Annotated in this window: 14 protein-coding genes and 1 riboswitch; of the genes, 4 read left to right on the top strand and 10 right to left on the bottom strand. The window is 43.5% G+C overall.

The features are described from left to right. The first annotated feature begins 13 nt into the window (after positions 1–13). Together FFF34_018780 and FFF34_018785 are read left to right on the top strand one after the other, a co-directional pair. Positions 14–1,654 carry a S8 family serine peptidase gene (locus FFF34_018780; GenBank protein TSD62997.1) on the top strand — a complete coding sequence of 547 codons (1,641 nt, stop codon included), beginning with the start codon at positions 14–16 and terminating at the stop codon, positions 1,652–1,654. A gap of 171 nt (positions 1,655–1,825) precedes the next feature. Further along, positions 1,826–5,128: a T9SS type A sorting domain-containing protein gene (locus FFF34_018785; protein TSD62998.1), complete on the top strand. Its 3,303-nt coding sequence runs from the start codon at positions 1,826–1,828 to the stop codon at positions 5,126–5,128. A gap of 40 nt (positions 5,129–5,168) precedes the next feature. Here the strand turns inward: FFF34_018785 and metF are convergent, their stop codons facing one another. From metF to murQ, 6 genes are all read right to left on the bottom strand, one after another. Further along, complete coding sequence (metF, locus tag FFF34_018790) at positions 5,169–6,125, bottom strand: methylenetetrahydrofolate reductase [NAD(P)H] (GenBank protein TSD62999.1); 957 nt, start codon at positions 6,123–6,125, stop codon at positions 5,169–5,171. Between the two features lie 85 nt (positions 6,126–6,210). Continuing rightward, entirely contained in the window at positions 6,211–9,930 is a 3,720-nt protein-coding gene (gene metH, locus FFF34_018795) for a methionine synthase (protein ID TSD63000.1), read from the bottom strand. Between the two features lie 138 nt (positions 9,931–10,068). Further along, a riboswitch (SAM riboswitch) is annotated at positions 10,069–10,182 on the bottom strand. Positions 10,183–10,312: 130 nt separating this feature from the next. Continuing rightward, entirely contained in the window at positions 10,313–11,044 is a 732-nt protein-coding gene (locus tag FFF34_018800) for a Bax inhibitor-1/YccA family protein (protein TSD63001.1), read from the bottom strand. 110 nt (positions 11,045–11,154) lie between these two features. Continuing rightward, positions 11,155–11,721, bottom strand: a complete 567-nt coding sequence (locus tag FFF34_018805) for a hypothetical protein (protein TSD63002.1) — start codon at positions 11,719–11,721, stop codon at positions 11,155–11,157. 11 nt (positions 11,722–11,732) lie between these two features. Then, positions 11,733–12,380, bottom strand: a complete 648-nt coding sequence (locus tag FFF34_018810) for a DUF4240 domain-containing protein (GenBank protein TSD63003.1) — start codon at positions 12,378–12,380, stop codon at positions 11,733–11,735. 2 nt (positions 12,381–12,382) lie between these two features. Then, positions 12,383–13,201 (bottom strand): N-acetylmuramic acid 6-phosphate etherase, encoded by an 819-nt coding sequence (gene murQ / locus FFF34_018815; GenBank protein ID TSD63004.1) that lies wholly within the window; start codon positions 13,199–13,201, stop codon positions 12,383–12,385. A 108-nt stretch (positions 13,202–13,309) separates the two neighbouring features. Between murQ and FFF34_018820 the strand changes: the two genes are divergently transcribed. After that, on the top strand, positions 13,310–14,899 hold the full coding sequence (locus FFF34_018820; GenBank protein TSD63005.1) for a S41 family peptidase: 1,590 nt from the start codon (positions 13,310–13,312) through the stop codon (positions 14,897–14,899). Here FFF34_018820 and FFF34_018825 read toward each other — a convergent pair. Together FFF34_018825 and FFF34_018830 are read right to left on the bottom strand one after the other, a co-directional pair. Then, complete coding sequence (locus tag FFF34_018825) at positions 14,896–15,228, bottom strand: hypothetical protein (GenBank protein TSD63006.1); 333 nt, start codon at positions 15,226–15,228, stop codon at positions 14,896–14,898. The two genes, FFF34_018820 and FFF34_018825, sit on opposite strands and share 4 nt — an antisense overlap. A gap of 60 nt (positions 15,229–15,288) precedes the next feature. Further along, the gene (locus FFF34_018830; protein TSD63007.1) at positions 15,289–17,013 is read right to left on the bottom strand and encodes a glycoside hydrolase family 3; all 1,725 of its coding nucleotides are present in this window, start codon (positions 17,011–17,013) and stop codon (positions 15,289–15,291) included. A gap of 196 nt (positions 17,014–17,209) precedes the next feature. On the opposite strand from FFF34_018830, the gene FFF34_018835 reads away from it, so the two are divergent. Next, complete coding sequence (locus FFF34_018835; GenBank protein TSD63008.1) at positions 17,210–17,884, top strand: PorT family protein; 675 nt, start codon at positions 17,210–17,212, stop codon at positions 17,882–17,884. 64 nt (positions 17,885–17,948) lie between these two features. Here the strand turns inward: FFF34_018835 and FFF34_018840 are convergent, their stop codons facing one another. Further along, positions 17,949–19,778 carry an ABC transporter ATP-binding protein gene (locus FFF34_018840; GenBank protein TSD63009.1) on the bottom strand — a complete coding sequence of 610 codons (1,830 nt, stop codon included), beginning with the start codon at positions 19,776–19,778 and terminating at the stop codon, positions 17,949–17,951. A gap of 65 nt (positions 19,779–19,843) precedes the next feature. Beyond that, a complete protein-coding gene (locus FFF34_018845; protein ID TSD63010.1) occupies positions 19,844–20,755 on the bottom strand; it encodes a glycosyltransferase in 912 nt (303 codons plus the stop codon). Positions 20,756–21,073: the final 318 nt, after the last annotated feature.

Here is a 21,073-nt window from a genome sequence, read left to right on the forward strand (position 1 = left end):
GAAAATTTATTTTATGCATAAAATCTGCAAATTTTTAGCCGGGGCCATATTGTGCGGTACGGTGCTTACTACTTTTAACGGCTATTCCCAAACGGCACCAAAGCCGGCTGCCGAACTGCCAAAAAACTGGCACCTGATGGACCTTAAAACCGATGGTTACTTCGGCATCAGCTTAAACCAGGCCTATCAATTGGTTAAGGGCAAAAAAAGCAAAACAGTTGTTATAGCTACCATAGATAGCGGTATTGATACCGCCCAGGCCGACCTGAAACCTGTTTTATGGGTAAACACCAAAGAGATACCCGGCAACGGTATAGACGATGATAAAAATGGCTATGTTGATGATGTACACGGCTGGAACTTTTTAGGCGGGCCGGGCGGTAAATGCGATTTTACTGAAACTACCGAGGAAGTGCGCGAATATAACAGGCTAAAAGATAAATACCTTACCGGTAACGCCGCAGGTGCCGACCCTAAAGAAATGGAGTACTGGGTTAAGGTACGCACCCAGCACGATGCTACCCTGGCTAAATCAAAAGAAGAAATACAGCAACTGCAACCCATAATGAATGCCTTAATGGCAACCAGCGGTTATGTTAAAAGGGCCTTGAACTTAAAATCAGACGGCTCATTTAAAAAGGCCGACCTGGCTAAAATTACCGCTGCAAGCGATACAGTAAAACAAAGCAAAGCGGTGTGGGAATCGGTTTTTGACCAGGAAGGCGGCAACGAAACCAATGCCAAAATCATAAACGACCTGAGCGAGTACCTGGCCAAGTTAAACAACGATGTTAACCCCGACCTGGATGCCCGTAAACGTATTGTTGGTGACGACCCTAATGTAAACGACGGCAAACCCTATGGCAGCAACCTATTAAAATTTGCCGATGCCGAGCACGGTACCGGTGTAGCCGGCCTTATTGGCGCGGTACGTGGCAACAAATATGGTATTGATGGCGTAGCAGATAATGTGCGCATCATGAGTATTAAGGCCGTACCAAACGGCGACGAGTACGATAAGGATATTGCCAACGCCATTCACTACGCGGTAGATAATGGTGCCAAGATCATAAACATGAGCTTTGGTAAAAAAATATCGCCGCATAAGGCCTGGGTTGACGAGGCCTTTAAATATGCAGCCGCTAAAGATGTATTGCTGGTACAGGCATCAGGTAATGATAACCAGGACATGGATGCCAAGCCCGAGTTCCCGAACGATATGTTTGCCGATGGATCGGTGATGGATGCGGATAATGTGATAAGCGTTGGCGCATCGGGCGATAAGCCAAACGAAGAACTGGCCGGATCGTTCAGCAACTACGGTAAAAAAAATGTAGATGTATTTGCACCGGGTGTTAAGGTTACATCGATTAACATGGATGCCGAATTTAACACTGCCGACGGCACCAGCTTTGCATCGCCAATTACAGCCGGTATTGCCGCTTTGGTATTGGAGTATTACCCAAACCTGAGCGCAAAGCAATTAAAACAGGTGATACTGGACTCGGCAACGCCGCTACCGGGCACCATGGTGCTAAAACCCGGCACTAAAGAAAAGGTGGCTTTTACAAGCCTGTCAAAAACAGGCGGGATCGTTAACGCCTACAAAGCATTATTAATAGCCTCAAAGCTAAAAGGCGAAAGAGCCATCTAGTACCTTAAAGGGCGCTATTTATCAAAAACCGGGTATCATCTGCCCGGTTTTTTTTGTGCAACGAAATATCAATGGTTTTATTATCTTTAAAGGCACATAAGCCGCCCCTGCTTATTGATTTATTTTAACAGTAGTTAACTGCAATTATTACTCGTTTATAAAGCCCTAATTATGAAACTATTAAAAACCTTACTGCTTATAATGTTGCTAAGCAGTGCTTCCACTTTATTCGCCCAAACACCCGGAGCACCGTTTAACTGGGCGGTACACTTTGCTGGCACAGGCGCTGGCGCATTTGCAACAGATGGGCCAGACAACGAAAACTCACAAAGCCCAACCAGGCAAACTTCCGGGGAAACCCGGGTAACATCTTCTGTAAGTGACAACGATAACAATACTTACGTATTGCTTGAATTATGGGGGTCAGTTAAACTAGGTACAACTACTTACACAGCACCCAATGCAGCACACCACTCGGTGCCCATATTGATAAAATATAACAAAACCGGCACCTTTTTATGGGCACGGCCCCTTTACACCGCAGGCCGCAAAATGCTTCAGCGGGTAAAACTTACGCTTGATGCATCAAAAAATCCGGTTGTGGCCGGCACATATACCAACACAGATGCAGATGGGCCCGACATTACCCTAGGCAGTAAAACCATAACGGATTTAAGAGGTATTGTGGCTATCAAATTTAATGGCAATGGCTCGTGTTTGTATATAAAAACACTCGACCTTACCAAAACCAAGCCGCTGTACGTTAAGATGCTAGATGCCGATGCTGCTAACAATATATACATGGCCACTAGCCAGGATGCCCCATCTGAACAGGGAGCAATTGATCATACTGAACCTTTTTCGGACCAGCCCGGCGCAGTAAGAAAAATGAATGTCTCGTTGGGTTTAGTTTGGGAAAAAGGCTTAAGCAAAGCCGTGGATGTATTAGGCGGCAGCGTTAATGCTTCGGGCACTATGCTTATCGGCTTCAAATTAAGTTATCATAAAGACTTTGATACCGTAAATTATATTATCGATAAAAAAGCATACTCGTGGCGGATGGAGCAAGAAGCTTTGTTGTATAATTTTAATGCTGCCGGTAAAGCAAATTTCACCACTATTTTTAAGAATAGTGAACTACCCGCGCCTTTGATAGACAATGCCGGCAACGGATATTTTATACAAGCAAATGCCTATGAGGAACAAATTGGTAAAAACCCATATGGCGTTGACGTGGACTTCAGGCTTGGAAAATCTCCAATCATAAAAATTGGAGCTAACGGCAGCCTTATTAGTAGTAAATACATTAATATTAACCTTACCCGAAATGCCCTGCTTACTGTTAATAAGGTTAATGGCGAAGTGTACCTGGCTACTGACTTTACCGACAAATATTTTTACGACTCGCAAAAGACCGGGGCATTAGTACACGGCGATTTTACGTTTTTTGCCGAAGATCACCTGCATTATATTGCTATGCTGAAATATAGCACCAACCTTACCGAAGCTGGGGGTCTTATATGCATTAAAAATGCCGCGGCTGTGGCTGTACCGTCATTATCGATTACCCCTACAGGCAACCTGGTACTGGCAGGTTTGGCAGGCCCTACTCCGCGGGATAGCCCGGAATCGGGCCCGGCAGAGCCAATAACAATAGGCAACGCAACTTATAAGAGCGCTAATGAGTATGATGGCTTTTTGTTGTCTATTGATCCTAAAGGATTTGGCTTTACACCCACAACAACGTGGACAGGGAAAAGTGGCCAAAGTTGGGCCGTTGGCAGCAACTGGAACAATGGCGTACCTACGGTATTAAGCCATGCTATTATACCCGCAGGCTTAACTAACTACCCTAAAATTTATCCAGCAGTGTTTTATGCAGGCATCCTTGAAATAGCTAACAAGGCAACCTTAACACTGCCGCAAACCGTGCAGGTAAAAGGTATCATCCGCAACAACGGCGAGCTTACATACCTAACGGAAGGTGCTTTTTATTCAGATGTTGATATTGAAGGCAGCGGAGTAACCAACATAAACAGCAAAAATGAGCTTAACTGGGATGCAACTGCTATAATAAGGCAAAAACTGGTATTAAATAATATTGCACGCATAACTTTAAGTTCGGCCATGACCGCTAACGAGATTCAAATGAATGGCGGCTCGATATTTACCGATCCTGATAAAGTGGACAATGCATCGGTAATTGTGTTAAGTGATTCGCCAGATGCGCTGAGCGGTTACAGCGCCGCACGTTTTATAAGCTCAACTATAACACGCGCGGTGGGTAATGAGGGAGCCTATACTTTCCCGGTTAAAAACGATATTTACGCGCCGCTTACATTAAATTTTGCGGGCAATACCACAACCACTTCCATTACTTTAAAAATGGTGCCTCCGCCAAGTACACCCCAGTTTGGCAATACAAAAATAAATGGTGTAGCTGTAAAATCTAACCTTTACTACTACAATTGGCAGGTTGAGCCTAATACCTACCAAAACGAAACCGGTACATTGGATGCCAAATTGGAAGTACCATTTTATCCGGGCATGCCGGCAACAAATCACATAGGATTTATACATAGCAACTACAATTATTCCTACACAGGTGCCGCCAACTGGCAGCAACCGCAGGTGGTTACCACCGGCAGTACCAAAACAGTAGTGGCAAAAATGAACGGGACCAATATACTTGCGCTAAGAATATTTTCATTAGCCGTTACCGATGCTGCCATTCCTGATCTTACTGCTTCTATCAGTTCGTTCTCGCCTGCATCCGGCGCAAAAGGTACCAGCGTAACTATAAAAGGCAGCAACTTTACCGGCACTACCGCGGTTAGTTTTGGGGGCACGGCTGCCTCATCATTCACCGTAAATTCGGCTACCAGTATCACGGCGGTAATAGGTGATGGAAATACAGGTGCCATAGCAATTAAAACACCAAAAGGCAATGCCAGCATAAACGGTTTTACCTACCTGCCTTTGCCGGAAGTTACGGCGTTTACACCCGCAAGTGCTAAAAAAGGCACTACCGTTGCAATAAAGGGTAAAAACTTTACAGGCACCACTGCTGTTAGCTTTGGTAATACGCCTGCAGCATCATTTAAAGTATTATCAGCTACTACTATTTCTGCCGTGGTTGGCAATGGTGCTACCGGTAAAATTAGCGTAACCACACCGTATGGAAGTGATGCGATAGCCGGGTTTAACTACATATTAGCAGATAACACATCAATAGCACCCTACCCTAATCCGTTTCAAAGCGTTTTATATGTAAATATTGGCAGCAAAGTGGTTACGGCAATGTCGGCCAGAGTATACAATATTTCCAGCGGCAAGGTAATCTATTCAAAAACACTAAGTAACCAATCCGGCGTTGTACCGTTGTATTTGTCGATGCTTAACGATGGCACCTACACGCTTAATATTACGCTGGATGGAGTGCTCACCATGTACAAGATCATCAAGAAAAATTAAGATTCAACAAAAAAGCCGGGCATCATGTCCGGCTTTTTTGTTAAAATATAGCTTCTGCTATTCGTTTTGTAGGGCCGGGGTTACCCATGGTATAAAAGTGCAGTACCGGCGCGCCAAATTTAACCAGCTCTTTGCATTGGTTTATCATCCACTCTATCCCTATATCTTTTACGTTTTTTTCCACCTTGCAATCGTGTATTGCGTCGCTTAAATCTTCGGGGATATCAATATGAAAGGTTTTTGACAGGTTAACCAATTGCTTGCTGGTAGTAATAGGTTTTAGCCCAGGTATAATAGGCACATTAATACCATTGGCCCGGCAGTTATTTACAAAATCAAAGTACTTTTGGTTATCAAAAAACATTTGGGTCACTATAAAATTAGCGCCCATATCCACCTTTTGTTTTAGGTATTTAAAGTCGGTTTTTAGGTTTGGCGCTTCAAAATGTTTTTCGGGATACCCAGCTACGCCTATGCAGAAATCCGTTTTCATGATATCTTCATAGTTCTCGTGCAGGTATATGCCGTTGTTCATGTTTACTACTTGCTGCAACAGGTCGGTGGCGTAGCAATGCCCGTTTGGTGTTGGCACAAATGATGAGTCGCCGCGGCGGGCATCGCCACGCAACACCAGCACATTTTCGATACCTAAAAATTGCAGGTCAACAAGGCCATTTTCCGTCTCATCCTTAGTAAAGCCACCGCACAGTAAATGCGGCACGGTATCTACCTTATACTTATTCATGATAGCCGCGCAAATGGCTATAGTACCGGGGCGTTTGCGGTAGGCCAGTTTCTCTAACAAGCCGTTATCCTGCTCTTTATAAATATAATCCTCGCGCAGCGATGTTACATCAATAAAAGGCGGCTTAAACTCCATCAGCGGGTCTATAGCATCATAAATACCTTGTATGCTTTGGCCTTTTAATGGCGGTATCAGTTCAAAAGAAAAAAGCGTTTTGCCGTTGGCATTTGCGATGTGTTCGGTAATTTTCATTAGCCCCCTACCCCCTAAAGGGGGAATTTTGTTTTAGTTTCAAATATATAATTTATAATGGCTCCCCTTCAGGGGCGGGGGGCTTTTAATAATTAATATTCGGCCCAAGCCATCTTTCAACAGTATCAACGCTCATATTTTTGCGTTCCGCGTAATCTTCTACCTGGTCTTTGCTGATCTTGCCAAGCCCGAAATATCTTGCCTGCGGGTGCGCAAAGTAAAACCCGCTTACGGATGCGGCCGGTGTCATGGCCAGGCTTTCGGTAAGGTGCATACGGGCGTTGTCTTCGGCCTTCAGTATTTCAAACAAAGTTGTTTTTTCGGTATGATCCGGGCAGGCGGGATAACCCGGCGCCGGGCGTATACCCTGATATTCTTCCTTTATCAATTCCTCGGTGCCTAATTGCTCGCCTTTACTGTAGCCCCAGTATTCTTTACGTACTAACTCGTGCATTTTTTCGGCAAATGCCTCGGCGAAGCGGTCGGCAAGGGCTTTAGCCATAATGCTGTTATAATCGTCGTGGTCGGCTTCAAATTCGGCCACCAGTTCGTCGCAGCCAATACCGGTAGTTACGGCAAAGCCACCCCAGTAATCAGGCACTCCGCTGCCCTTAGGGGCGATAAAATCTGCCAGGGCATAATAGGGCTCGCCTTTGGCCTTTTCGGCCTGCTGGCGCAGTGTATGGATGCGGGTGAGCAAATGTTTGCGCGTATCATCAGTATATATCTCAATATCGTCGCCTACGCTATTGGCGGGCCAAAAACCTATCACACCATTGGCACGAAGTAATTTTTGGTCGACGATCCTTTTTAACAATAACTGCGCATCATCAAAAAGCTTTTTGGCCTCAACGCCTACATACTTATCGTTAAATATCTTCGGATAACTGCCCCTTAACTCCCAGGTATGGAAAAAAGGCGTCCAGTCGATATAAGGCACCAGTTCCTCCAGCGGGTAGGCTTCAAAAATTTTGGTGCCGGTAATGGCAGGTTTCGGCGCTACATCACCATCCAGGCTGATCTGGAATTTACCGGCGCGGGCCTCTTCGATACTTACAAAACGCTTATCCGATTTTTTGTTCAGGTGTGCCTCGCGGGCTTTGGCATATTCGTCTTTTATGCCTTGTATATAGGCATCCCGGCCATCCTTATTCATCAGGCTACTGCAAACTGTTACGCTGCGAGATGCATCTAACACGTGTATAGCAGGGCCCGAATAGTTTGGTGCTACCTTTACCGCCGCATGTATGCGCGATGTGGTAGCCCCGCCAATAATAAGCGGAATGGTAAATTCCTGGCGTTCCATCTCTTTGGCAAAGTGCACCATCTCATCTAACGACGGGGTGATCAAACCACTTAGGCCTATAATATCTACATCGTGTTTTTTTGCTTCTTCGATAATGCGCTGGGCTGGTACCATCACCCCAAGGTCTATCACCTCGAAGTTATTACACGCCAGCACCACGCCCACTATATTTTTACCAATATCGTGCACATCACCCTTAACGGTGGCCATTAATACTTTACCCGCGTTGGCACGGCTGCCGCTGCTATCTTCGCCGGCATCAATTACACGTTGTTTTTCCAGCTCGATAAAAGGCAATAAATAAGCCACCGCCTTTTTCATTACACGGGCGGATTTTACCACCTGCGGCAAAAACATTTTACCGGCGCCAAACAGGTCGCCTACTACGTTCATGCCATCCATTAGCGGGCCTTCTATTACCTCTAAAGGTTTGGCGAATTTTTGTCGGGCCTCTTCTACGTCATCGTCCAGGTATTCAATAATTCCTTTTACCAACGCATGCGATAGTCGTTCTTCTACAGTCCCTTTGCGCCATTCCTCATCGCGTACTATCTCTTTACCTTTGCTTTTTATGGTATCTGCAAACTCTACTAATCGCTCGGTAGCGTCATCGCGGCGGTTTAGTAGTACGTCTTCCACCAGCTCCAGCAGATTCTTTGGTATCTCCTGGTATACTTCCAGCATACCGGCATTTACAATACCCATATCTAAACCAGCCTTTATGGCATGGTAAAGGAAAGCCGAGTGCATGGCCTCGCGCACCACATTATTACCACGGAACGAGAACGAAATATTACTTACCCCACCGCTTACTTTGGCGTAAGGCAGGTTTTGTTTTATCCAGCGGGTGGCTTCAATAAAGTCTACCGCATAGTTGTTGTGCTCCTCTAAACCGGTAGCTACGGTTAATATATTCGGGTCGAAGATGATATCCTGCGGAGGGAAACCAACTTCATCAACCAAAATACGGTAGCTGCGCTCGCATATCTCTTTACGGCGCTCCAGCGAATCGGCCTGGCCAGTTTCGTCAAAGGCCATAACAACTGCGGCGGCACCGTAGCTTAATATTTTGCGGGCGTATTCTTTAAATTTCTCCTCGCCTTCTTTTAGCGAGATAGAATTTACGATACCCTTGCCTTGTAAACATTTTAGTCCCGCCTCGATCACCGTCCATTTTGATGAATCTATCATGATGGGCAGTTTGGCAATATCCGGCTCGCTGGCAACAAGGTTCAGGAATTTCACCATCACCGCTTCCGAGTCTATCATGCCCTCGTCCATGTTGATATCGATAACCTGCGCGCCGCCTTCAACTTGTTGCAAAGCAACGGTTAAGGCAGCCTCGTAATCTTCGGCAAGGATGAGTTTAGAGAATTTTGGCGACCCGGTGATATTGGTACGCTCGCCTATGTTTACAAAATTCGTTTCGGGGGTTAGGGTAACAGCTTCCAGGCCACTTAAGCGCAAATAAGGCTCAATATAGGGTAACTGTCGCGGCGGGTATTTCGCAGCCTTATCGGCTATGCACTTAATGTGCTCAGGCGTAGTACCGCAACAACCGCCAACTATATTTACCAGCCCGGCTTTTATAAAATCGTCAACCTGGTGGGCAGTTTCGTGCGGGGTTTCGTCATAAGCGCCAAATTCGTTTGGTAAGCCTGCATTAGGGTAGGCAGATATGTATACGCCGGCCTTTTCGGAAAGTTCCTCTAAATGGGGCCTCATCTCTTTGGCTCCCAAAGCGCAGTTTAAACCAACTGATAACAGATTGGCATGGCTGATAGAATTCCAAAAAGCCTCCACCGTTTGGCCCGAAAGCGTGCGGCCCGATGCATCGGTTATGGTACCGCTTATCATAATGCCGCCGGTATCTCTAAAGGCCGGGTAATCTTTTCCGGCTGCTTTGCACTCGTCTTTATAACGCTGTATGGCAAACAGTGCCGCCTTGGCGTTAAGGGTATCAAATATGGTTTCTACCAGCAATACGTCCGATCCGCCGTCTACGAGTCCTCTCACCTGTTCGTAGTAGGCTTGGGCAAGGTCGTCAAAAGTAACAGCACGGTAACCCGGGTCGTTTACATCGGGCGACAGCGATGCCGTGCGGTTAGTTGGACCAACTGCACCGGCTACAAAGCGTGGCTTGGCAGGATTTTTAGCGGTGTATTCGTCGGCTACTTCGCGGGCTATGCGGGCACCTTCGTAGCTTAGTTCGTAGTCCAGTTCTTCCAGGCGATAATCTGCAAGGGATATGCGCTGGGTGCTAAAGGTGTTGGTTTCTATAATATCCGCACCGGCATCCAGGTATTCGGCATGGATGGCCTTTATCACATCGGGGCGGGTAATGTTCAGCAGGTCGTTGTTACCTTTCAGGTCCGATGCATGGTCGCGAAAACGCTCTCCGCGGAAATCCTCCTCGGTAAGTTCGTACCGCTGTATCATGGTACCCATTGCTCCGTCAATAACCAATATACGCTTCTGTAATTCTTTTCTAATATCCATTTTTATGATTCCACCGATTTTTGATGATTTCACAGATCATTCATAATAATTAAACCGGTCAATCGGTGTAATCAAATACAATCTGTGTAATCGCAAAAAAGCTTATTTCGAAAAGTCGGGCGGGCAATTATTGACTTTCACTTATCTGTCTCAAATCAATTGTTGTTGATCTGAGTAGAATGTAGCACCTTGTTAAGTAACAGGTTGCTAAGACATCGCAGGGTCTAATCCCTCCGTCTTTCTCCATAAGCATTACAAATATGAATATTAATGTTGTATTGTGCAATAGGTGCATAGCACGCCGCATTGAAGTTGCCTTATGACAACTTTATAAAAAAAGCCACCCGGTATGCGGATGGCTTTCTGATTGAAATATTGTTTATTATCTTCTGTTGCCAAATATTCGCAACATAGATACAAATAGATTGATAAAAGTAGTATAAAGGATGTAAGCCCCAATTATTACTAACTTTTTAGACTCGGCCGATCCATATTCTAAACCCTCGCCTATTCGCTTTAATTTTTGGATATAAAACGCCGTTAAACCTATCATAGTTGCAACAAACACAAAACTAATTATATAATCAAGCTGTGAGCTGCCGATAAAGAAATTGACTAAACCAACAACGAATGCTCCGATAAATAGCATATAAAGTATTGTGCCGAATTTTGAAAGATCCATTGTGGTTTTATACCCTCCAACAGCCATAATGCCAAAAATCAACGAAGCGCTTAAAAACACTGCCCCTATTGACCCGGCAGTATATATAAGGCCAAGAATACTTAATGTAACACCAATAGCAGCTGAATAGCCAAAGAAAAGCGCAATCATAACCGGATAGGATATACGGTTAAAACCAAAATTAAGTACTAGATTAAAGGCAAGAGGCGAAAACACGGCAACATATCCTAAGGTTGTAAATCCGCCAACTACTGGATCAATGATTAAATTCATTAGCCAGGCATTCGAAAAAAATTCAAAAGCGACCAGTGCTGAAACGCCCAATGCAACAAACATCCATGTAAATACTTTTCCTAAATATTTCCGGGCAGCTGCATCATCTCCTATTTGAATTACATTATCGTAAGTGTAATCAGTTGTTTTAGTTTCCATTTTTAATCAGGATTATTTTAGTACGAATATAGTTGTTTTAGCTTGAAAACGTTATAAAGCCAATAAATGTTGTAGGTATTAATAAAGCTTACAATTGGATGTAGCATATGCTAATTTAAGCGTTTTTGAAGCTGCTCTTCTACCTTTTTAAATACTTGCAATGGTTTAAGCGCGCGCCAGTTCAGCTCGTCCAGCTGGCCGCCAAAGTTAATGTAATAATCAATGTTACTATTTTTAAATTCGGCTATTACGTGCGGCTGAAAGTTAACGCCGGCTATCCAGCCATCCTCAACCTCCTGAAACCATTCCTCGTAGTAGCAATCGTCTGACGAGTGAAAGTTGAGCACATTTTCGCCTATCAGCACAAACTTGTTTACGCCCTGGTCTATCATCAAATCGTACAACTCCCGCTTCATCAACATTATATCGTTGTTAATGGCATCGTTCCATTCGCCTATAAACTCTATAATGCTATACCCCCGGTCATAATCAACAAACAATATTTTCAGGTACAGTGTGTTTGATCCAAATGAATCCCACTGCGGATGCAACAGGTAATTATATATCTGCTTATCAAATTCAAACTCGTTGTATTGCGTTGCATAAAAAGGCGAGTACTCGTCTTCTGCTGCTACATAATCATCGCGCCATTTGTAATATGGTTCTATCTCGTGCATTTGTCCTCTTCTCAGTTAAATTTACTCCAAAGCTTTGGATATAACTTCGGCAGGTCTTCTTCTTTCCAATCTTTACCAGTAGTGGCAGGGCTGCCAAAATCGTAGTCAAGGCCCTTTTTGAATGCTACATTTCTGGGGAATGAATCATCTTCAGTCTTTTTCCCTGTTTTATTCATATACGCCTTTGTGGATACGTATAATAAGCTTTCAAAATCCGGCTCAATTCCCTTTTCAATAAAGCCAGCTAAATAATCAGGATTTTTTAATGTTTCTTTAAATGCTTTTTCTCCTAACCCAATCAGCCAAAACCTGAAATAAAGGTAGGGATCATCGGTAACTACCCCGTCAATGATTTTATCAGCTGCCATAATCTTAAAATCGTTGGCTTCTATAACCTTCTTCCTTAATATTATTTCAAATTCTACTATTTGATCGGGCGTATATGCTGAGAGTTTTTGAGTTATAATTTCATCTTGCCGGTGTTTGTCATCACCGGCAACATTATATGAATAATCTATTATTTTCCAAAACTCTTTCTCGTCCATTATATTGCTCTTTGTAAACTCGGGGATTATATTAGCTATATGCTTTTCTTGAGATGATGAACACTCTACGTTAAAAAACATAATCGAAATTAAAATAAGCTTAAAATATTTCATACTCATTTTAATTCCTTACTTGTGTATGCCTCTACCGCTTTTCTAACGCTTCCGTGCTGTTTCAACAATGCAGCGGCAGTAGCTTCGTCAATCCCTGTTTCGCTCATTATCATCCGTGTTCCGCGGTCAACCAGCTTATTATTGCTTAACTGCATATCCACCATTTTATTACCCTTTACCCTGCCCAGTTGTATCATTACACTTGTGCTAAGCATGTTTAATACCAGCTTTTGCGCGGTACCCGCCTTCATCCGGGTAGATCCGGTTACAAACTCGGGGCCGGTAACTACTTCAACGGGATATTGGGCTTCGGCTGCTACGGGGCTGCCACTATTGCACACTATGCATCCGGTAGCCAGGCCGTTATCGTTTGCTGCTTTAAGGCCGCCAATAACATATGGCGTAGTGCCCGATGCCGCTATACCTACCACAACATCATTACTGTTGATATCATACTCCTGCAAATCTTTCCAGGCTTGCACGGCATCATCCTCGGCAAATTCAACAGCTTTGCGTATGGCACCGTCACCACCGGCAATTATACCTACTACCATATCAAAAGGCACACCAAATGTAGGCGGGCATTCTGATGCATCTACCACGCCCAGGCGACCACTGGTACCCGCGCCTATGTAAAAAAGGCGGCCACCATTGCGCATGCGGTCGGTAACTACAGTAACCAATTCGGCCAGCTGTGGCAGGGCTTTTTCTACCGCTAATGGCACTGTTTTATCTTCGTTATTTATATTTTTAAGCAACTCGGTTACCGCCATGTTTTCCAGGCCGTTGTATTTCGAATCTCTCTCGGTAGTAAATTCCATATGCTTTATTATTTAGCAAAATTGAATAAAAAACATTAAAGCAAAGAAGGTGATATAAATTATAAAGCAATAAAGGCTAATGATTAGATTTGTACTGTTAAATATTAGATGAAAAGGACCGCGGGAATTATTTTCAGGACGTTAATACTGCTACTGATAGGGGTAGGGATTGGGTTATTTATAAGTGGTGATAATTTTACGGGGCGTAAGCTGGGCCTTAACTTTACAACGCCTGATAAAATATCAAAAGTTTTATACCTGGTAAACAACAAATATGTCGATTCGGTAAATACCGATAGTGTAGCAGGTGTTACCGTAAACGAGATGCTGCAAAACCTCGATCCTCACTCGGTTTACCTACCTGCCCAACAAGCGCAATCAATTAACGAACGGTTAGAGGGTGGCTTTACCGGCATTGGGCTGGAGTACCAGTTGCTGCGCGATACATTGGTAATAACCCAGGTAAACGCAGGCGGGCCGGCGGCAAAAGCGGGCATCAACGTTGGCAACAAGGTAATTAATGTAGATGGCAAACCGTTTTCGGGCACCAACCTTACCATAAAGCGCGTTAGCAAAACATTTAGAGGCGATAAAGACACCCGCATAACGCTGGGCATTGCAACCGATAAAAGTAACACCGTTAAAGATTTTGTTATTAAACGCGGGCATGTTGACTTAAGCAGCCTGGACGCTGCCTATGTAGTAGGTAACACCGGTTATATAAAAATAAGCAAATTTGCATCAACCACCGATGAGGACTTTAGGGATGCCTTAGCCAAGCTAAAGATAGACGGCATGAAAAAGCTAGTACTTGACCTGCGTGGCAATGGCGGCGGCTACCTTAACACTGCTACGGCAATGGCCGACGAATTTTTACCCGGCGGCAAACTGATAGTTTACACCATGGGCATACACGAGCCCCGCACCGACTACTTTGCCACCGACTCGGGTAGTTACGAAAAGGGCCCCTTAACTGTGATGATCGACGAATATTCGGCATCGGCAAGTGAGATACTGGCAGGCGCTTTGCAAGACCTGGACAGGGCCACCATTGTAGGCCGGCGGTCGTTTGGTAAGGGCCTGGTGCAGCAGCAGTTTCCGTTTGGCGACGGTACAGCGGTAAACTTAACCGTAGCCAGGTACTACACCCCCTCGGGCCGCTCCATTCAAAAATCATATAAAAATGGTGTTCAAAACTACCGTAATGAATTGGCCGACCGTGTGCGCAAAGGCGAACTATTAACCGCCGGCAGTAACTTAAACGATAGCGCCTTTTTAGGCTCATCGGCTTACCATACCACAAAAGGGCGCAAGGTATTTAGCAAGGGTGGTATTATGCCCGATGTTTTTGTACCAGCCGATACCACACTAAACTCGCAGTTGCTGGATGACCTAACCGACAACCAACTTTTTACTGCTTATGTAATAGATAAGCTGCAACCTGTATTGGCCAAATACCCTATGCAAGCCGATTTTATACAACAATATTCGGTTACCGACGATACCCTGCAATCCTTTATCGCGTATTCGTCGCAAACGTTGGGTAACATTGATAAGCAAGAGGTAGTGTTGGCCCGCCAAAATATAAAAACCTTGCTAAAGGCAAATGCAGCACGCTTTAAGTGGGGCAACAATGCCTATTACCGCGTAGTAAATAACGATGATGCCACGTTTAAAACGGCAATAGCACAAAACTAATTCGTAGGGGTAAATATGCCGTTAAAGTAGGGCTGCGTTTTGCTGTTGTCGGTTATGATGACAGCAACCGGAAAGTAAACCCTGCTGTGTTTTGCATTGATATTGGTTGGATATACATCGCCTTTTAAGTTATAGCCAAGGTTAGTATTAAACAAAGGCACTGAATTGGCATGTTGCAGCGTAACTGATTGCTGTTGATTTTGCAAATCGGGGTTTAGCACGCTAAACGTGCGTTTTATTTCGCTAATGCAGCTTTCGCTATCTAACAATACCTTAGCACATGAAGTAACCAATAGCCAGGACAACAAAAAACATATCGCTTTCTTCATGATCAGCATTTTGATGATGATATAATTACGCTAAGTGATAGCCAAACGCTACACGCATTTTTAATTAAAACGCACACCCGTACCTGTAGGGAAAAACATATTAACACTCACCGGTAAGCGGCCACCGGGTTTTAACTGGCCCGTAATTACTTTTACAGCCGAGCGCTGCATAGTATCATCTTTTTGATACCCCAATATAAGCCCCGTGCTTTTTTCGATACCGGGCAGCCCTGCAATTGTATAGGCATTTGCAAAAACACTAACCACCACATTTTGCCTTGCAGCCAGTTCGGCTATTAAAAGCTTTACATCGCTGCTATAATCTAATTTACTGGCAGGGCGGGTGCGGGTATCATGTATGCTTACAAATATCTGCTCGTACTGCTTTAGGTTAGTCAGCATTTGGTTCAACTCGTTTAGGGGGGTGTTTTTATTTACTATAAAAAGCCTGCTGTTGGGGTACCAGCGCGATAGCTCCTGCTGAAAAACGGTTGCCTTATCAACCCCCACGCTAACGATGGCCGTTTTGCGGATAGGGTCTTGCCTTATGCTGCGTTCATCACCTTTTAACACGGTAATTGCGGCATCGCTTAGCTGCTGTATCAAGGTATTGGTTGCCGGGCGGTTAATATCGGCCATTATGGTGGTTGGCAATGTTTCTTTATACTCGCTTAAGCCTGCCCAATATTTGGCGGCTAATATTTTCTTCACTTTAGCTTCAAATTCCTCGGGCGATATTTTTTTCTGCCGCACGGCCTTGCGTATCAGCTTTGCTGCGTTCTTTGAATTTACTGATAGTTCTATCAGATCCATGCCCGCTAAAAATGCCTTAAGGTCGGCCTCGCCGTTAGGGAAGTATTTGGTAACGCCTTTCATTTCCATCGCATCCGAGGCTACTATACCCTTAAAACGTATCGAATCTTTTAACAGGGTGGTTATAATTGGCCTTGATAAGCTGGATGGTAAATTCTTGGTTGTATCTAAAGCCGGTATGGCCAGGTGGGCTATCATTATACCGCTTACCCCTGCCTTAACCGCTTCTTTAAACGGATATTCCTCCAATGAATCTAAGCGGCCCTTTGTGAAGGGAAGCAACGGGGTATCAAAATGCGAATCAACATTGGTATCGCCATGGCCGGGGAAGTGCTTGGCAAAAGTAATTACCCCGCCATCCTGCATGCCTTTAAAGTAGGCTATACCCTTTTGTGCAACGTTGTATTTGTTATCGCCGAAAGAACGGTAGTTAATAACCGGGTTATTAGGGTTATTATTTACGTCCATATCGGGTGCAAAATTAATGTGCATACCCAATCGCCTAAAGTCGTAAGCTACTTGCTGGCCCATTTTATATATCAATGTATTATCCTGTATGGCACCCAGTGTCATTTGATAAGGGTACGACACAGTAGAATCTAAACGCATACCCAGCCCCCACTCACCATCCATAGCAATAAGCAATGGCACGCGCGACAGCTTTTGATAAACGTTTATCAAATTACTATGCCTTACCGGCCCACCCTGAAAAAACACCAGGCCGCCTACATGTTCATCCTTTATTACCCTCCCTACCGAGTCTTCATAGGCTTGCCCAAGGTTGGTATGCGCGCGCACAAAAAACAATTGCCCAATGCGCTGGCGCCTGTTCAGTTTGTTATATACCGAATCTACCCACTTGTTTTGTTGGTTTATAGCGGTTATAAAATCAGCCTTTTGTGCAAGGCTGGTTTCGGTTATAAAACTAAGTGCAAAAAACAGGAGGGATACGAGGTACTTTTTAGGCTGCATTGTGGTTGTAAATGTAGCTTAAATCTAAATTTTTAATAATTGTTTTAGCGATTTTGGAAATATTATTAAAAAGGCGAATAAACTTTTGATGCAGAAATCGCTCTATAGTTTATAAATATAACTAAAGTGAAATTACTGATTTAGAATTTGAAACATTCTTACAGTAAGTTCATTATTATCAAACTAAACAAATACCATGAAAAAAATTCTCTTTTTGGCAATAGCAACGCTATTTGTAGCAGGTACGGCAAGCGCGCAACGTTATCAGCGCCGCCCGCCGCGCCGTGTTTATGTTAGGCAGGCCCCGCCACGCCGCCCTATTTACGATAACCAGGTTAAAATTGGCATTGCCGGTGGTGTAAACTTTTCAAACACTGTAGATGCTTATAATTCTAATTTTAGTACCAGTACCATTGCTGGCTTACATGTAGGGCTAACGCTTGATGTACCACTGGCACGCCAGGTATCTTTTGCACCCGAAGTATTGTTTTCGCAAAAAGGATATGAGGCCGAAACTACTTATGGCAACTTTAAGCAACGTACCAATTTTATTGATATACCGCTTTTAGCTAAAATTAAACTGGTGCCCGGCTTTAACTTTGTTATTGGCCCTCAGGTTAGTTTTTTAACATCAACCAAAAACATTTACGACAACGGGTTTAACACTGTTTATGAAGAAAGCTATAACAACCGTGGCGATAGGGCTTTTATTGGCGGTGTTTTAGGTGTGGGTATCGAGCTTAACCGTAATATTGAATTGCGCGGACGCTATACCATTGATTTAAACCAAAGCCGTGCCGAGTACGGATCGGAAATACCTGATTACCGCAACCAGGTATTTCAACTGGGGTTAAACTTTAGGATACAATAAACAGTATAAATAAAAAGCCCGCCGGTATACACATTGGCGGGCTTTTTTATGGTTTTGCCTTTCCTTAATTTTCGGTAAAGGTTTGCATGTCTATCAGCTTGCGGTATAATCCGTTTTGGGCTATTAATTCAGTGTGGGTGCCCTGCTCTACTAATTTACCATTCTCTAAAACCGCAATAATATCGGCATTTTGTATAGTGCTTAATCGGTGAGCTATAATAAGCGATGTGCGGTTCTTCATCAGGTTATTCAAAGCCTCCTGCACGAGTTTTTCCGATTCGGTATCCAGGGCTGAGGTAGCTTCGTCTAACAACATGATAGGCGGATTGTTTAAAACCGCACGTGCGATACAAATACGCTGCCTTTGCCCGCCGGATAGTTTGGTACCCCTATCGCCAACATTGGTTTCATAACCATTCTCGGTCTCTAAAATAAAGTTATGGGCGTTGGCTATACGTGCTGCGGCCTCCACATCCTCGGGCTTTGCATCTGTTTTACCAAAAGCTATATTGTTATATATGCTATCGTTAAATAAGATCGACTCCTGGTTAACAATACCCATCAAGGCGCGTAACGAATCGGCTGTTACATCTTTAATATTATGCCCGTCTATCAAAATAGCTCCCGATTGGGGGTCCATAAAGCGGGGGATCAGGTCCATCATGGTAGATTTACCACCACCCGAAGGGCCAACTAATGCTACCGTTTTGCCTTTTGGCACCGATAAGGTGATATGGTTAAGCACCGTCTTCTCCTGGTAAGCAAAGCTTACATCATCAAAACGGATAGCATCATTAAAGCCGTCAATATCAGTAGCGTTAGCGACATCCGTAATTAAAGGTTTTTCGTCTATCAGCTCTAATACGCGCTCGCCGGCTGCTATACCCTGGTGTATATTGCTAAACGAATCGGATATGGCCTTTGCCGGGCGCATTACCTGCGAAAATAACGCGATGTAAGTAATAAACTCGGGGGCAGTTAATTCGGATGTATTATTTAACACCAAATGCCCGCCATATAATACGATGCCTGCAACCATAGTAACGCCGAAAAACTCAGATACCGGCGATGCCAATTGCTGCCTGCGCGCCATAGAACGGGTAATGGAGGAGTATTTGGTGTTTTCTTTATCGAACCTGTTTTTAATAAAGTTAGTAGCATTAAAGGCTTTTATAATTTTTATACCCGAGAGTGCCTCATCAAGGTAACTTATCATGTTACCATAGGTTTGCTGCGAGGCAATGGCCTGCTGCTTTAACCTTTTTACAATACGCGATATTACAAACGCAGAAAGAGGGATAATTAAAAATGAATATAAGGTAAGCGTAGGCGATATGGCAAACAGCGTGGCTAAAAACGCTATAAGTGTTAATGGCTCTTTAAAAATGACCTGTAGGGTGCCCGTAACCGAATATTGCACTACCTGCACGTCTGATGCTATTTTAGAAATGATATCGCCCTTTCGCTCGTTACTAAAAAACCCCAGGTGCAAGTTCATTACATTATTAAATACGGTACGGCGCAGGTTTAAAAGAGTATATACTCGTAAGTTTTCCATTGTTCGCTGCGACAGGTAGCGGAAAAGATTACCCAACAGGGCTGAAACAACAATGCTTGCACAAACAAACTGTAGCGCCACCCATGTACCGTAATTATTTATGGCATACTGCACGTAATATCTAAAAGTGCCCATAATATCTATAAGGTGCGGCTTTGCACCTAAAGGCGTAACTATGCTACTTTGTTTACCGGCAAAAAGAGTTGTAAGCAATGGCGCAAGCAAAGCAAGGTTTAAAGTGCTGAATATGACAGCAAATAAAGTAGCTATTATATATGGTATAGCAAATTTTTCAATTGGCTTTGCAAAAGATAACAGGCGAAAATAGGTTTTCATTTAATCACCAAAGTTAGTGTTTAAATTTATTAAACCCATTTTGATATAATGCGGATTAATAAAAGCTAAGTAAAGCGGCGGGCAAACTTACGCGCGTAATTGTATTTAGATAAAAAGGTCCGCTCTTTCATGTTAGGGAAAAGTTCGCGGTAATACTTCCCTACAATATGCATCAAAGCAAAGTTAAAGCCGCCAGATCGCTCCTGTTTTTTGATATAGGCATCGCGTACTTTCTTTATAAACTTACTACCGTCTGCCTGCAGGTTTTTATACTGCAAAAAGCTATCGAGCATTGTTATGGAGTGGTTAAAATGTATACGCTGCCTTTCTTCGTCGTTAAACTCAATTTGCGTTACCGAGTTTTCGTGCACACGGTATTTGGTCAGCATCTCTTTTAAGTAAACCAGCTTATTGTGGTATAAGGCAATAAAGCCAATCCACCAATCATAGTATCCATTTGCCGGAAAGGGTATAATACGCTGCACAAATTCGCGTGTCATTAAACAAGTGTGCCCGGTTACAAAGTTTTGCAGCAGTATGCTACGGTAGTTGCGCTTACCGTACTTAAATTTATAAAGCAGTTTGCCTTGTTTAACAGCACCGTTATGATATATTAATGCCGAGTTTGAAAAAATAAGCCAGTTGTTGCCAATATTAGCCAGCAGTCTTTCTACTTTAAAGGGTTCCCAAATATCATCCTGATCGCTAATAGCTATGAAATAGCCGGTGCATAAGCTTATAGCGCGTTCAAAATTTTTATTAAACCCCAGGTTGGTTTCGTTTTTATAATACTTTATGCGACTGTCTTTAGCGGCATACTCTTCAATTATCTGCCAGGTGCCATCGGTAGAGCAATCATCTATAATAATAATTTCGAGTTGCTGATGTGTTTGATCTATAATACTATCCAACTGCTCCGGTAAAAAAAGCCGGCCATTATAAGTACATAATGCTATTGATACTGTAGTAGGGTCCATATGTAGATAGCTATTACTTTATTGTTTACAAAACGCCTTTTTTATTAGGCTATTTATAACAATTACGTACAATTTATGAAAATGATACAACACTTTAACGATTTTTTTGCAACTAAAATATAATAGCACTAAAAACATGCCAACGTTTAAGTCTTTTCTTGTTGTTCTATCGTATAAATTAATTACGAGGCAAATATTGCTTTTGCGACAACTAAAGGATAAAAAATATAACTATAGTTTCTACCAATTTGCCTCGGGCTTAATCATCTTCTATGAAGGAATATAAAGTCTAAAAAAATCACCCAGGAACAGGTGAAA

This window comes from Inquilinus sp. KBS0705 (genome assembly GCA_005938025.2).
Taxonomy (GTDB): Bacteria; Bacteroidota; Bacteroidia; order Sphingobacteriales; family Sphingobacteriaceae; genus Mucilaginibacter.

Excerpts from the sequence above, each read along its gene's own strand:
- FFF34_018780 (TSD62997.1), top strand. The coding sequence starts at position 14 with ATGCATAAAATCTGCAAATTTTTAGCCGGGGCCATATTGTGCGGTACG.
- FFF34_018785 (TSD62998.1), top strand. The coding sequence starts at position 1,826 with ATGAAACTATTAAAAACCTTACTGCTTATAATGTTGCTAAGCAGTGCT.
- metF (TSD62999.1), bottom strand. The coding sequence starts at position 6,125 with ATGAAAATTACCGAACACATCGCAAATGCCAACGGCAAAACGCTTTTT.
- metH (TSD63000.1), bottom strand. The coding sequence starts at position 9,930 with ATGGATATTAGAAAAGAATTACAGAAGCGTATATTGGTTATTGACGGA.
- FFF34_018800 (TSD63001.1), bottom strand. The coding sequence starts at position 11,044 with ATGGAAACTAAAACAACTGATTACACTTACGATAATGTAATTCAAATA.
- FFF34_018805 (TSD63002.1), bottom strand. The coding sequence starts at position 11,721 with ATGCACGAGATAGAACCATATTACAAATGGCGCGATGATTATGTAGCA.
- FFF34_018810 (TSD63003.1), bottom strand. The coding sequence starts at position 12,380 with ATGAAATATTTTAAGCTTATTTTAATTTCGATTATGTTTTTTAACGTA.
- murQ (TSD63004.1), bottom strand. The coding sequence starts at position 13,201 with ATGGAATTTACTACCGAGAGAGATTCGAAATACAACGGCCTGGAAAAC.
- FFF34_018820 (TSD63005.1), top strand. The coding sequence starts at position 13,310 with ATGAAAAGGACCGCGGGAATTATTTTCAGGACGTTAATACTGCTACTG.
- FFF34_018825 (TSD63006.1), bottom strand. The coding sequence starts at position 15,228 with ATGAAGAAAGCGATATGTTTTTTGTTGTCCTGGCTATTGGTTACTTCA.
- FFF34_018830 (TSD63007.1), bottom strand. The coding sequence starts at position 17,013 with ATGCAGCCTAAAAAGTACCTCGTATCCCTCCTGTTTTTTGCACTTAGT.
- FFF34_018835 (TSD63008.1), top strand. The coding sequence starts at position 17,210 with ATGAAAAAAATTCTCTTTTTGGCAATAGCAACGCTATTTGTAGCAGGT.
- FFF34_018840 (TSD63009.1), bottom strand. The coding sequence starts at position 19,778 with ATGAAAACCTATTTTCGCCTGTTATCTTTTGCAAAGCCAATTGAAAAA.
- FFF34_018845 (TSD63010.1), bottom strand. The coding sequence starts at position 20,755 with ATGGACCCTACTACAGTATCAATAGCATTATGTACTTATAATGGCCGG.